The sequence below is a fragment of the Halopseudomonas xiamenensis genome (assembly GCF_014219065.1).
GTDB lineage: Bacteria > Pseudomonadota > Gammaproteobacteria > Pseudomonadales > Pseudomonadaceae > Halopseudomonas > Halopseudomonas xiamenensis.
Genome location: NZ_JACLGO010000002.1, coordinates 60,054 through 72,688, shown reverse-complemented (window position 1 = coordinate 72,688; position 12,635 = coordinate 60,054). Strand labels below are relative to the sequence as shown.

The following is a 12,635-nucleotide window of genomic DNA, read 5'->3' as shown; positions in this document are numbered from 1 at the left end:
CCGTTAATCCCACTCCTGAGCTGACCTTAAACAATGCGGGATTGCTCTCTACCTCGTCATTCTTCGCGAAGGCGAAGGATCCAGGGTTTCGGCTGACCCGGAGTGGCTGGTGGATCCTTCGCCTTCGCGAAGGATGACGGAGCTTAATGAAGGATGGCGGCGTTAAGTGAAGCAGCATTGTAGTCCAGTGGGAACTCCACTCCGGCATCCTAGGATAGGGCGCTGAATTGCTGGCTATCCTCCAGCTCCTGGCGACGGGTCTGGATGGCGAAGTAGTACCTAACCGAAGAACCAGTAACATACACCAATTGCCGTCAGCATACCCGCCAGATCCGAGACCAGCGCACAACCCAATCCATGCCGGATGCGGGTAATGCCGACCGCGCCGAAATACACTGCGAGCACGTAGAAGGTGGTTTCGGTGCTGCCCTGGAAGGTCGCTGCCAGCAGTGCCGGGAAGCTGTCGACGCCGAAGTTGTCCATGGTCTCGATCATCATCGCCCGCGCTCCGCTGCCGGACAGTGGCTTCATGAAGGCGGTCGGCAGCGCGTCGATGAAGCGGGTGTCCCAGCCCAGGCCCTCGATCATCCAGCGGATGCCTTCCAGACCGGCATCCAGCACCCCGCTGGCGCGCAGTACGCCGATGGCCACCAGCATGGCGATCAGGAACGGCAGCAGCGAGATGGTGAAGCTGAAGCCTTCCTTGGCTCCGGCAATGAAGGTGTCGTACACCGGCACCCGGCGCAGCGCGGCGACACCCAGGAACAGGATGATGATGCCGAACAGGGTCAGGTTGCCGACCAGCGACGAGGTGGCCGCCAGCGCCTGGGCCGACATCCCGGCCAGGCTGGTCAGCAGCAGGCCCATGCCGACGGCGCCGGCCAGCAGATAGGCCAGTACCACAGGGTCATGTAGGCGCAGACGCTGCATGAAGGCCACGGACAGCAGTCCGACCAGGCTGGAGGCGGTGGTGGCCAGCAGGATCGGCAGGAACACCAGGGTCGGGTCGGTGGCGCCCTGCTGCGCGCGGTACATGAACACGGTTACCGGCAGCAGGGTCAGCGACGAGCTGTTGAGCACCAGGAACAGGATCTGCGCATTGGTCGCGGTGTCCTTCTGCGGATTGAGCTCCTGCAGCGAGTGCATGGCCTTGATGCCGATCGGCGTGGCGGCATTGTCCAGGCCCAGGATATTGGCGGCAAAATTCATGCTGATATGCCCCAGCGCCGGGTGGCCGCTGGGCACGCCCGGCATCAGGCGGCGGAACAGCGGGTCCAGTACCCGTGCCAGCAGGCGGATCAGCCCGGCCTTTTCGGCGATCGCCAGGAAGCCCAGCCACAGGGTCATGGTGCCGACCAGCACCAGCACGATCTCGACGCTCAGCCGCGCCATGTCGAACAGCGCCGTCACCAGGCGGCTGAACACCTCGCCATCACCGAGTCCCAGCCATTGCCATAGCGCCGCGGCGGCGGCGGCGAGAAAGAAGCTCAGCCAGATTCCATTGAGCATGTGTCGGCTAGTCCCTTCTACGGTAGGTCGATGGCTGGCTCGGCCAGGCCGGTGAAACGCTCGATCTGTGCAAAGCTGCCTGGCACCAGCGCGGCGAGCATGGCGGCGGTCTGCGCGTCCGGCAGGCCGTCATGCCGGGCCGGCCGGAAGCGCATCTGGAACGCGGCGATGACGTTGCGCAGGGCGTCGGTTTGCCCCGGTCGGCCGGCGGTGCTGTAGCCGAAGCGCTGCAGGGTGGTCTCGAACCAGGCCAGCGGTGGCGTCTGCTCAGCCAGCAGGTACTGGTACTGGGCGACCTGGGCCGCGTCCGGCCAGATGGCCACGCCCGCCTCGGCCAGCTGCTGCCAGGGAAACAGCGGGCCGGGATCGAGCTTGCGCTGCGGGGCGATATCACTGTGGCCGAGCACCCGCTCCGGCGGCAGGTCGTGGCGTTGCAGTATGTCCTGCAGCAAGGGGATCAGCCGCTCGATCTGCTGCTGGTCCCAGGGGTACCAGTGGCGTCCTTGCGGCGTATCCCGGTAGCCGGGATGCACTATCTCGATACCGATGGAGCTGGCGTTCAGCCAGGTGCGACCCTGCCAGCTGCTGTCGCCGGCGTGCCAGGCGCGACGGTCCTCGTCGACCAGCCGGTAGATCACCGGCTTGCCGCTATCGATCAGGTAATGGCTGCTGACCTCGCCCAGGGTCAGGGTATTGAGCGCCCGCGCCGAGTTGGAGGATGTGTAGTGCAGGATCACGTACTGCACGCGGCTGTCCTGGCCACGGGCAGTATGGCTGGTGTCGATCTGCAGGCCGCGGCTGCAGCCGGCCAGCAGCAGGACGATGAACAGCAGGCCGGCAAGAGGCGCGAGTGGGCGCGGCAGCAGTCGGGGCATTATTGCTGGTTGGCGGCCGGCAGACTGCACAGGCTTTCGGGCAGGCGAATATGCATGGCCACTGGCAGGTGATCGGAGATCGGCTGCGGCAGCACGTCCACCTGTTCGATGCTCAGGCTCGGGCTGAGCAGGATATGGTCCAGCACGCGTGCTGGCTTCCAGCTCGGATAGGTGCCGGGCAGGCTCGCCGTGTGCAGGTTGCTGCCGCTCAGCGGTGAGCGCTCCAGCAGGTCCTCGGCATGGGTATTCATGTCGCCCATCAACACCACGTGGGCGTGATCGGCAATACGCTCACGAATATAGGCCAACTGGCTGGCGCGGGTGCGGGTACTCAGCGCCAGGTGCATCATCACCACCAGCAGGCTGTCCGGGCCCTGCCCGAAGCTGGTCAGAATGGCCCCGCGTCCGGGCAGCATGCCGGGCAGCTTGTGGTCTTCCAGCAACTGCGGCTGGTAGCGGCTGAGGAAGCCGTTGGAATGCTGGGCGAAGCGGCCCAGGTTGCGGTTGAGCTGTTGGTACCAGTAGGGAAACTGGCTTTCCCGGGCCAGGTGCTCGACCTGGTTGATGAAGCCGGAGCGCAGGCTGCCGCCGTCGACTTCCTGCAATGCCACCACGTCGAAGTCATTCAGCAGCTGGGCGATCTGGCCCAGCGTCTGCTGGCGCCGGGCATGGGGCAGCAGGTGCTGCCAGCCACGGGTCAGATAGTGATGATAACGCTGGGTATTGATGCCGACCTGGATATTGAAACTGAGCAGCTTCAATACATCCGGCAGCGCCGGTGCATCCTCACTGCAGGCCCAGTTCGGGTTGGTCTGCATGCAGGCGGGCGCCATTGAACCCTGAGTGGCTCGGCGCCATGGAATATTACCCGTGGCAATCATTACTGCATCCTCGGTCAGGGACGTTCCTGTTCCACCAGATATTCAGCGATTTTCAGCATTTCTTCGAAGCTGCCGGCCATACCGCCTTCGATGCGGTACTTGCCATTGACGATCAGAGTCGGTACGCCGCTGGCACGGTAGGCCTTGGCCAGGCGCTTGGCCTGGTTGATCTTCAGCTTCACACCGGGGGAAGCCCAGGTCTTGCGGAACTCTTCCTCGTCGATGCCATATTGCGTGAGCAGCTTGACCATGGCGTCGACATCGGCCAGGCGGTTGCCCTGGTTGTGGATCGCCTGGAATACCGCGGTATGGGCCTCACCCAACTGATCCATGCTTTCCAGAGTGTAGAACAGCTGGCCATGGGTGTCCCAGGTGCCGCCGAAGAAGGCCGGAACCGGACGGAAGTTCACATCCTCGGGCAGGTCCTGCTTCCACTGGCCGATGATAGGCTCGAAGGTGAAGCAATGGCCGCAGCCATACCAGAACAGCTCGGCCACTTCGATCTTGTCCGGCTCCTGGGTCGGCGCCACTGCCGGCAGCTCGACATAATGGACCCCAGCCTGATACTGGCTGCTCTGGGCCTGGACCAGTGACAGGCTGCCCAGCAGCCAGACCAACCCGATAGTCAACAACGTACGCATGTATCTCTCCAGACAGGATTCTGTGTCATTCAGGCCATCATGATGGCAAAAAGGTTCCCCAGCCGCTCATGTTTCGCTCGCCGCCTGGGTTTTCAACAGTCGCAAAAAAGGGTGACCGCAGCCACCCTTTTTTTATCACCAGCTGTTGCAGCTTCGCTCCGGGATCAACGCAGACCCTGGATGTAGTCGGCAACCGCCTGGATGTCCTTGTTGCTCAGGCGCGAAGCGATGGTCTGCATGATCATCGCATCACCATCGTTGGTGCGGGCGCCTTCACGGAAGTCGGTCAGCTGCTTGACGGTGTAGGCCGCGTGCTGGCCCGCCAGGTGCGGATAGGCGGCCGGCGCGTTGCCCTGACCGGTCGGCGAGTGGCAACCGGTACAGGCCGGCAGACCGGTGGCCAGATCGCCACCGCGGTAGATGGCGGCACCACGCTCGACCAGATCAGGGCTGGCGACACCACCGGCCAGGGTCTGGGATGAGAAGTGGGCAGCGATATCGGCCAGGTCCTGCTCATTGAAGCTGTCGAGCATGCCGGTCATCTCGGGAACCGGGCGTGTACCTTCCTTGATATCGGTCATCTGCTTGATCAGGTAGCGCTCCCCCTGGCCAGCCAGTTTGGGCCAGTTTGGCATCGCACTGTTACCATCTGCACCATGACAGGCTGTACAGAGTGCCACCTTGCCCTGACCGGCAGCGGCATCACCCTGCAGTGCATGGGCCGAACCGGCCACACCGAGGGATAACACCAGACTTACAAGTAATTTATTCATCGGCTAATCCAATTACGGCTAAAAAATAACAGGGCTGGTCTGCGTCCGGTCTTGATGACCGCGTTATGGGCAGGCCGCCTCGCATGCTGTTGCCGACAGACCACTGGCGCTCCGGCACAAATAAGCGCCCATGCTAGCCGCCGACCGGAGGCAGTGCAATGGTCATACTGTCGCAGTGCACTGTCACGATATAAAACCGCGGCATTATATACTAAGCTAGCCGCTGACGTGAATGCATCAAGCCACACAGACCGGATATTCCATGCCCCCAGCTACACCTCTTGCCATCCTCTGCCAGACCGCCAGCTTCATCAAAAGCGCCAGCCAGGTGGACCAGTGTCCCGCCGACCAGGGGCTGGAAGTGGCCTTTGCCGGCCGCTCCAACGCCGGCAAGTCCAGCGCCTTGAACACCCTCACCCATGCCCGCCTGGCGCGAACCTCGAAAACCCCGGGGCGTACCCAGCTGATCAATTTCTTCGGCCTGGATGAGCAGCGTCGCCTGGTGGACCTGCCAGGCTACGGCTACGCCAAGGTGCCGCTGGAGCTGAAGGAACACTGGAAGCAGCATCTGGACGCCTATCTCACCCAGCGGGATTCACTGGCCGGCGTGGTGCTGGTGATGGATATCCGTCATCCGCTGTCGGCCTTCGACCGCATGATGCTAGACTGGGCCAACGTGACCGGCCTGCCGGCGCATATCCTGTTGAGCAAGACCGACAAGCTGTCCTTCGGCGCGGCCAAGGGCGTGCTGCTCAAGGTGCAGAGCACGGTACGCAAGGAGTTCGGCAACCGCGCCAGCGTGCAGCTGTTCTCCTCGCCCAAACGCCAGGGCATCGACGAAGCCCATGCGGTGCTGGAAAGCTGGCTGTATCCCGCGGACGAGCCAACAGCGGATGGCGAGGCAGATATTAGTGAGTAGCCGGCTCACTCATCAACGGTATCCATCCTTGCTGCCAGAATCGGGGGTTAAAAGACCCTCCGTGCTTTTCGCTGTAAACCTGTTTGTTTTCAGCAAGACGTGGAACATCTTCAAGCAATACCAAGCTGAAAACGACCATCACGGGCAGTGCCAGTAGCAAACTTGCATATCGTTGTAATGGCTGCGACTTGGCCGCAGTCGACCATCGAGCCAGGACCAGGCCAATTAGGATAGCCAGCCAGGTCTCCGTATAAGGCATAACGAACACCCCATCGACCTGCGCCAGCACCAGGGCGCCGACAATCGCTAGCCACAACGCAGCGTCATGATGGCTGGCCATGTTCCTGCGCAGATACATAACACCATGTATTACTCCCCAGCCCGCCAGCAGCATGGCAAGTGCTGTGGCAACAAACCCCCACTCCGCGGCCCATTGCAGAATCACCTGATGCGGGTGGGTGGCAATCGGGTTAAGAGTAGCTGCATAGTGCATAGGGCCCACGCCAAACCAGGGATTGGCCAATGCCATCTCCCAGGCCCATTGCCATAACGGCCCTCTGCCTGACAGGGTGAAACGCCAGGTGTCGCGCATTTTGGGCGTAATCTCAAGCCAATCCGGTATGAGATGAAACATGACCACAAGCAGTATGGCTCCCAGCAATCCGGCCATCAGCTGTATTACCAACAACCGCCAGAACGAGCGGCTGACACAGAAGAGTGCGGCATGACTCACCGCCAGCGCCAACCACAACCCGCGCCCACCCAGGGTCAGGGCAATGCACCACTGCACCGCCAGAACAGTCAACAGGATAGCCGTCAATCCGCGACGTCCCTGTTGCCGGAACTCCCGAATCAGTAACGCCAGAACCGGTAGCAGCATGACCTGAAACTGACCGAAAAAACGTGGGTTGGAAAAGCCGCGGAACAGCATGCCAGCATCCAGCATGTACATGCCTGAAAGGAAAGCTGACGCATAAGCCACCAGAAACTGGAATGCATGGATAAAACCAACTGACGCCATGCCCCAGAGCATGAATCTGCGGACAACAGGTTTGCGAGCGCAATACCCCAGTATTATTGCCAGTAAAGCCAGCCCCACATAGCGAGCCCACTCCTTCAGTGCCCAGCCAGGCAGCTCAGCGAAAAAGCAAGATATAAGACCAGAAGCAAAGATTCCTAACAAAGCGTATGAAACGGGCTTAGGAAGGTTCTGCTGAGGAAAGAAAATCGAAAAAAAAACTATCGCGAGCAGTAACAGGATCTGGGATACGCGTTGCTGGTCATGCCAGTCAAGATCCACATGACCTAGATATATAGCTGAGAGAAAAAACAATACAAAAAACGGGGCGCATATACTTTGTAATATAGCGCCCTGCGAGTAAAGCCACTCACCGTTTTTTTGAAAAATGTCCATCACGAGGGAGTGAGCAGCTAAAAATCAATTAACCCGAAGTAGTATCTGAACCTGTGCCCCCTGTGACTTCGCAGGTTCCACCTTTCGAAAGATCACAGACGACGCTCGAACCTGCCTTTCCTTTTTCCGGAGTAAACGCCAGGTTGGTAGTGGTTAAGCTAGCGCTATCAAGACCTTCAGGCGCCTTACAACTGTTAAATTGTGCATCGGGACGTGCCATGTCTGTATGAAGTGCAGCCATGAGTGTCTTGGTGTAAGAGCTAGCCTCGCTCAGGCAGGCATTTTCACCAGACTTATTTACATAGTCCTGATAAGCCGGCAGCGCGATGGCAGCGAGAATACCGATGATCGCCACTACGATCATCAGTTCGATAAGAGTAAAACCTTTCTGCATTTGAGCTTTCATTCCTCAACTCCGTTTGTATGTGAGATAGCCGTTTGGCTGAAATATACAATGCAGGATTCATGCCACCAGTCCAATCCATGGCTACCCATCGGAAAAAGCATATAATCAGAGCGTGTTGGCAAAAATTCTGCCATTTGACATGTTATTTTTCATCCACTCGAGCCAAATGGCACACCTTCTGCTGTGCCATCTGGCCAATTGGCACAGCAGAAGGTGTGCCAATCTGATTTTGGCACAGTGTTGGAACTCCCTGACTAGTGAAAGGATGGAAACGTGAGAAAGGCAATCAGCTTGGATGCGGCGATTATTGTTACCGATATCAGTAAAAGAACGTTCTGGCGGCGGCTGAACGAAGGGCGGATCCGGCGCCAAGTCAACGATGCACGGGGCAGGGCCATGCTCGCCTTTGCAGATCTCATCCCATTGTTATGCGTTGCGGTAGACCCTGAGGATTACGAAATCTTCACCGAGGCCGATGCGGGCGATGCCGACGCGCAGAATGATCTGGCTCAGCTATTTCTGGAAGCGAACAGGCCTGATATTGCTGTGCATTGGCTGCAGCTAGCAGTGGACCAAGAGCACGCCGACGCCATGCATAATCTGGCCAAGCTATATATAAAAGGCACCGGAGTGCAAAAGGACGAGAACACCGGCTTGATGTGGCTAACCAAAGCTGCTGCCTTCGGTCATCCCATTGCGGGGCAACAGCTTCTGGCTCTAACACAGGCTGCAAAACTTTAAGAAAGAAAATAAAAAGGAATACTCATAAATAACGTCCCCACTTAAACTCTGCCGAGGCGCTATCAGGGGTACCGCTATCATTATCAGAGTCATCAGGGAAATGAATTTGATCCTGAGTGACATTTGAGAGGTCTACTTTAAGCCCTCCCGCTCCTACATTTATAGTACTGAAGCTATTTCCACCTACCGACAACCCGCCGTTAATAGTCACCTTCGCACCTTCTGTCTTCAGCCCTTGGCCCAGGCTGACATTGCCATAAATTGTCCAGCCGCTGGCCGTAAGATCCCCTGCTATAAGAATGGCAGAGTTCGCCAGCGGCAGTCCCTTTCGACCCTCACTATCTACTATAAATTCTGGCGGAGAAACTGATCTATCGCACAGATTCGCGGGATAGAAAGCACCTCCACAGCTTAGCGACGGGTCCGAAAAATTAGGAGCCCGGAGCGTTTGGTGTCCCCCTCCAGACTTCAGAGTTAAATTGCCTGTAGTGAGGATACTATTATAAAATGCCTGTGTATTTTGCGTCATGCCATCAAAGGCAACATCTCCATCAAACCAGAGAATACCTGGCGGTAAACTGTGAACGCCGGTTAAGCTCCAGCCTTTGCTAGGAGAGGCAGTACCATTACGAAAGCAATGACTTTCCCACCACCCACACTGAAAAAATGAATAGCCATGTAGATAACGAATATCATCGCTACTTAAATCGTACGTTTCATTTATGGGAGCATCAGTACTAGAGATTTTTAGATTTTGAACCTTAAGCATAGGCTTGTTGTTTTCAAAATAAAAAACATAATTGGCTTCATCCTTATATCGCTCTACAACAATCTGATCGGGCCCGACCTCGCAAATAGGGTTTCCCGGCAACCCTGGGGAGGCATCGGGTGTCTTTGTTGCCAACTGAACTGGAGGGCTACCGCCCGTATAAAGACCACCTAGCTTACTGGGGTTGTCGAGGGTGGGCTGATCCGAGCTTTTTACTACCCAATTACCCCCAGCCAGCACATACCCGATACTAGCCGTATTTGACTCTATATTTCCGTGCGCCTTGAGCTCATCGATTCGATAGTGCCAGTCAGGCAGGCTTATATTATTGCCCCACATCTCCTTAACCGTAGCATCAATTAAAGTTATTAATCCGCCCTCTACGCCCTTATATATAAAGGAAAAAGATTCAGGAAGCTCGCTACTTCCAGTTATCCGAGTGGCAGCGTCATTTTTGGTAATGATGGCATCATCATTTACAGAAACAGCATCTAGTTGAAGATAATACTTAGTGCCGTCGTTCAGCGTTATCTGTGCGACTCCTGTTTTCGACGGAATAATTTTATCATCGCTCCGTAATTGGCCTCCTGTAACCACTGTACCAATAACACTGCCGGCTGCTTGCACATTTGCTGAAAAAGCGCCTGCAAGAATAGAGCTATAAGTACCATTGTGCTGTTGAGCGCTGATGTTCTTTGCCCACAACATAAGGTTGTTAGGTGCTGTCATATTTTGCAATGAGATTAAGCCTTCGGAAACCAGCCTTGCACCATCCTCAACACCTCCTCCCGAATAACGCATATCACCTTTGGCACAGCCTGACGTGACTGCTTTTGAACCACTGGAAACGGTGAGACTACCGCTGACGGCAAAGTCAGCCATATTTTCACCTTGGACAATCTCCAAGCCGCCTCCAGTATAATTCAGGTTCGCATTAAGGCGCAGACCTGTACGGGGACCCGGCGCTGGAGAAGGCGCACTGTTTAGGAAGATGTCATATACCATTTCCAGTACTGCTGCGGACTCGGCAGGACTATTTTCTGCCGCCTTAGCTGCCAAGCGTGCCGTAAGCTGGGGGTTCGGCGTATTGTTCAATGCGATGATGTCAGCCTTAACGAAGCCATCCAAATCCATGCTGACTTGCTCTGGTATGGCAAGACTGTTGGCAAAGCTTTCCCATTCACCTGCCTGAGCTACCGCCTCTAGATAAAGGCGCAGCGCCTCTGCTGCAGTCCAAACTCGAGCCTCTGCAGCGGTTTGGGCGTGTAGTACCATGTGTTGCTGCTGGCTGGCGCGCAGGTAATGGGCACTACCCAGCATGCTGGCTGTCAATGCCAACCCGAGCATCACCAATATAAGGATGGCAGCTATACCCTGTTGTCGTTGGTAGCTGGAGTGTATTTTTCTCACGACGATAATCTCATTCCTGATTAAAAGTTGATCAGGCAAGTAGTACTGATAACCTCGTTACCAGTGCGATCTGTTGTACTCAGGCTCGCATACAACGCCCCCTCACCAGCGATACCAAAAACCGTACACTCCTCACTTTTGATCGAGATGGTTACCGGCAACCGCGATCGCTCATCCGCCGCATCATTGTTGTCCATAAGCAATGGGCGTACTTCCCATGTCTCGGGCTCGGTTACGGCACCACATCGTTGTGGTTGTAGCAGATAAAGTCCAACCTGTTCGTTAGCTGGCGACGCATACAAACCACTGCACCAGCTATTCAGCCCATCCGGTCGAGCACGCCAGATCAGAGCATTGCCATCACCGTTGCCAGCGACAACGCTACCGCCGCTCAGGCTGCCACGATCCCCATCCAGAGCGAGCGTGGCCTCAGTCAAGAGCAGAAGATCATCACTACGGGTAGCGTCAATACCATAGCCGGCCCCCAGCAATTGCTTGGATGCCACCAGTATCGCTGCAGAGCGTTCACCAGCAATGCGTGCGTCACGGGTGGACTGAACCGTGCTCTTTACCACGGTACTGTAGAGTGACATCATGCCTAGCACAGCGATCATGGATACCAGCAGACCAATCATTAGGCTGATCAGCGAAATACCTGCCTGTCGGAATGGATACATGCAAACACCTGATTAGTAGGCGATGGACATCGTGCCGTCACCGCTGAACAGCTCGGTACTGGATACTTCCAGTGAGCGTGAGCGGATGAACAGAGAAATATTTCTTTGAGCGCCAGAGATGCTAATGGCAACGTCGCCAGATTGGGAGGAATCAATAATATATGCAGTTTTTTGAGCTGCCTCTACTTCTGGCTGCTCACCGGTCTGCAGATACTCGCGCATCTGTATTACGGCCAAGCTCTGCGTTGTAGCAAAACGCTGTACCTGCAAGACTCGGGAGGCGGCATAGGTCATGCCTAAACCAAGAATGGCCACCAGCACAATGCTGACCATTGCTTCGATTAGAGAAAATCCCCGCTGCGCCTGTCTAATAAAGCCCGCCTTCTTCACTCTGCCCCCCCTTGCTTATCTGGTAGCCTAGCCAGCTTTTATTTCCCAGAAGCCTGCCAGTATTGTCCAGCTTAACTTCAACATTGGTGACGTCATCGTCAAATATCAGTTTGACATCGGCGGGCAGTTGCTCACTCCAGAATGGAGACTCGTTGCAGGTTCCATCACTTGAACATTTGACTACAGTGAGTTGTTTACTACCAACGTCCAGACGAATAGCCGTCACTGCTACCGGGTTGTCTGGGTCATCATTGAATAAGGCTTCAGAATTACGTAAGGCAGCAGCCTTGGCTATCCCGTGAGTCTCGATGAGTTGCCCCTTGGCTCGTTGTATATCGGATAGGTGCAACCAATTGATCGTAAAAGGCCCTGCGACCAGCGCGAGCACTCCAATAATGAGCAGGGTGATCATTATCTCAATCAGCGTGAAACCGCGTACAACGCGGCCCACGGTTACCATGATCCGAATCCGCAAGCGGATTCCGAACTGGCTGTGCGAGTATTGTCGTGCGCCAACGTGAGATCGCATCCAGCCATGGCGCTTTTACCACTCGCCTTCAGCGTGTAGGTGTTATCAGCCGAGTATTGGTAATTAAAAAAATCGTCATGTGCTGGTTGCCAAGTGTTGATAGCAGTCAGATCGGTAGGGTATGTCAAATTCCGCTGGAAATGATTCTCAACGGCCGCCGCGAGGGCTACCAGATCAGCCGTCGCAGCACGAGCTCGGCTTTTTTTCACATAGTCCCGATAGGAAGGCAGAGCGACGGCCGCCAGAATACCTATCACCACCAAAACAATTAACAGCTCCATCAACGTGAAGCCTCTCTGCTTCGAACCTTTGCGTTCCATCACCCTAATCCTTGGCAGAAATCTGCGCTAACAAGACCTAGCTTTTGTGGGTATCCATTAGCCGGTCTGACTACTAACATCAGCATTAAAAATCAAGTTGAACATAAATTCAACCATTTAGGTACTGGCAAAATGATCTCGCTGAAAAATTTATGCTCGATATATTTTCTTGAGTGGCCAGATACATGGGGAATGGCTCCGCCAGACGCTGCCGAATAACGGGCAAAAAAAACCCCGAACTTCTATGGGGAGGGAAGGTTCGGGGTTCAACAACCGGGCTGTGCTAGGAAAGGGATGCCCGGTATTCTGCCAACACTAAATCACATCTAAGGAGCATGAAGGGCTTGACTGGCCATTCATAGTCTCTGACCGGGCGGTTTC

The 12,635-nt window shown here is 56.0% G+C and carries 13 protein-coding genes and 1 pseudogene; 2 read left to right on the top strand and 12 right to left on the bottom strand.

What is annotated here, in order from left to right:
- Positions 1-279: 279 nt before the first annotated feature.
- From H6X51_RS01700 to H6X51_RS01680, 5 genes are all read right to left on the bottom strand, one after another.
- Complete coding sequence (locus tag H6X51_RS01700; RefSeq protein WP_185265793.1) at positions 280-1,509, bottom strand: nucleoside recognition domain-containing protein; 1,230 nt, start codon at positions 1,507-1,509, stop codon at positions 280-282.
- Positions 1,510-1,526: 17 nt separating this feature from the next.
- Positions 1,527-2,384 (bottom strand): N-acetylmuramoyl-L-alanine amidase, encoded by an 858-nt coding sequence (locus tag H6X51_RS01695; protein WP_185265792.1) that lies wholly within the window; start codon positions 2,382-2,384, stop codon positions 1,527-1,529.
- Entirely contained in the window at positions 2,384-3,202 is an 819-nt protein-coding gene (locus H6X51_RS01690) for an endonuclease/exonuclease/phosphatase family protein (RefSeq protein ID WP_235991201.1), read from the bottom strand. Before H6X51_RS01690 ends, H6X51_RS01695 begins: the two co-directional genes overlap by 1 nt.
- A gap of 77 nt (positions 3,203-3,279) precedes the next feature.
- Positions 3,280-3,906: a thiol:disulfide interchange protein DsbA/DsbL gene (locus H6X51_RS01685; protein ID WP_185265791.1), complete on the bottom strand. Its 627-nt coding sequence runs from the start codon at positions 3,904-3,906 to the stop codon at positions 3,280-3,282.
- A gap of 164 nt (positions 3,907-4,070) precedes the next feature.
- Entirely contained in the window at positions 4,071-4,679 is a 609-nt protein-coding gene (locus tag H6X51_RS01680; RefSeq protein ID WP_185265790.1) for a c-type cytochrome, read from the bottom strand.
- A 262-nt stretch (positions 4,680-4,941) separates the two neighbouring features.
- Here H6X51_RS01680 and yihA point away from each other — a divergent pair, with 262 nt between their 5' ends.
- Positions 4,942-5,598 (top strand): ribosome biogenesis GTP-binding protein YihA/YsxC, encoded by a 657-nt coding sequence (gene yihA, locus H6X51_RS01675; RefSeq protein WP_185265789.1) that lies wholly within the window; start codon positions 4,942-4,944, stop codon positions 5,596-5,598.
- On the opposite strand, the gene H6X51_RS01670 is transcribed toward yihA, so the two are convergent.
- Both H6X51_RS01670 and H6X51_RS19915 read right to left on the bottom strand, forming a co-directional pair.
- Positions 5,588-7,012, bottom strand: coding sequence for an O-antigen ligase family protein (locus tag H6X51_RS01670; RefSeq protein ID WP_185265940.1), 1,425 nt, complete (start codon positions 7,010-7,012; stop codon positions 5,588-5,590). The two genes, yihA and H6X51_RS01670, sit on opposite strands and share 11 nt — an antisense overlap.
- A gap of 288 nt (positions 7,013-7,300) precedes the next feature.
- Positions 7,301-7,418: pseudogene (locus tag H6X51_RS19915) on the bottom strand (prepilin-type N-terminal cleavage/methylation domain-containing protein); the annotation flags it as partial.
- A gap of 273 nt (positions 7,419-7,691) precedes the next feature.
- Here H6X51_RS19915 and H6X51_RS20290 point away from each other — a divergent pair.
- Positions 7,692-8,159 (top strand): tetratricopeptide repeat protein, encoded by a 468-nt coding sequence (locus H6X51_RS20290; protein ID WP_185265787.1) that lies wholly within the window; start codon positions 7,692-7,694, stop codon positions 8,157-8,159.
- 22 nt (positions 8,160-8,181) lie between these two features.
- Here the strand turns inward: H6X51_RS20290 and H6X51_RS01655 are convergent, their stop codons facing one another.
- Genes H6X51_RS01655 through H6X51_RS19995 form a run of 5 tightly spaced genes read right to left on the bottom strand, consistent with a single transcriptional unit; the run spans position 8,182 to position 12,254 of the window.
- The gene (locus tag H6X51_RS01655) at positions 8,182-10,338 is read right to left on the bottom strand and encodes a hypothetical protein (RefSeq protein ID WP_185265786.1); all 2,157 of its coding nucleotides are present in this window, start codon (positions 10,336-10,338) and stop codon (positions 8,182-8,184) included.
- A gap of 20 nt (positions 10,339-10,358) precedes the next feature.
- Positions 10,359-11,015: a PilW family protein gene (locus tag H6X51_RS01650; protein ID WP_185265785.1), complete on the bottom strand. Its 657-nt coding sequence runs from the start codon at positions 11,013-11,015 to the stop codon at positions 10,359-10,361.
- 12 nt (positions 11,016-11,027) lie between these two features.
- A complete protein-coding gene (locus H6X51_RS01645) occupies positions 11,028-11,405 on the bottom strand; it encodes a type II secretion system protein (protein ID WP_185265784.1) in 378 nt (125 codons plus the stop codon).
- Complete coding sequence (locus tag H6X51_RS01640; RefSeq protein WP_185265783.1) at positions 11,383-11,865, bottom strand: pilus assembly FimT family protein; 483 nt, start codon at positions 11,863-11,865, stop codon at positions 11,383-11,385. The genes H6X51_RS01645 and H6X51_RS01640 overlap by 23 nt, the downstream gene beginning before the upstream one ends.
- Positions 11,859-12,254, bottom strand: a complete 396-nt coding sequence (locus H6X51_RS19995; RefSeq protein ID WP_185265782.1) for a type IV pilin protein — start codon at positions 12,252-12,254, stop codon at positions 11,859-11,861. The genes H6X51_RS01640 and H6X51_RS19995 overlap by 7 nt, the downstream gene beginning before the upstream one ends.
- Positions 12,255-12,635: the final 381 nt, after the last annotated feature.

Bases quoted from the DNA above. Each gene is read 5' to 3' on its own strand.
- H6X51_RS01700 (WP_185265793.1), bottom strand. From the start codon at position 1,509: ATGCTCAATGGAATCTGGCTGAGCTTCTTTCTCGCCGCCGCCGCCGCG.
- H6X51_RS01695 (WP_185265792.1), bottom strand. From the start codon at position 2,384: ATGCCCCGACTGCTGCCGCGCCCACTCGCGCCTCTTGCCGGCCTGCTG.
- H6X51_RS01690 (WP_235991201.1), bottom strand. From the start codon at position 3,202: ATGCAGACCAACCCGAACTGGGCCTGCAGTGAGGATGCACCGGCGCTG.
- H6X51_RS01685 (WP_185265791.1), bottom strand. From the start codon at position 3,906: ATGCGTACGTTGTTGACTATCGGGTTGGTCTGGCTGCTGGGCAGCCTG.
- H6X51_RS01680 (WP_185265790.1), bottom strand. From the start codon at position 4,679: ATGAATAAATTACTTGTAAGTCTGGTGTTATCCCTCGGTGTGGCCGGT.
- yihA (WP_185265789.1), top strand. From the start codon at position 4,942: ATGCCCCCAGCTACACCTCTTGCCATCCTCTGCCAGACCGCCAGCTTC.
- H6X51_RS01670 (WP_185265940.1), bottom strand. From the start codon at position 7,012: ATGGACATTTTTCAAAAAAACGGTGAGTGGCTTTACTCGCAGGGCGCT.
- H6X51_RS01650 (WP_185265785.1), bottom strand. From the start codon at position 11,015: ATGTATCCATTCCGACAGGCAGGTATTTCGCTGATCAGCCTAATGATT.
- H6X51_RS01640 (WP_185265783.1), bottom strand. From the start codon at position 11,865: ATGGTAACCGTGGGCCGCGTTGTACGCGGTTTCACGCTGATTGAGATA.
- H6X51_RS19995 (WP_185265782.1), bottom strand. From the start codon at position 12,254: ATGGAACGCAAAGGTTCGAAGCAGAGAGGCTTCACGTTGATGGAGCTG.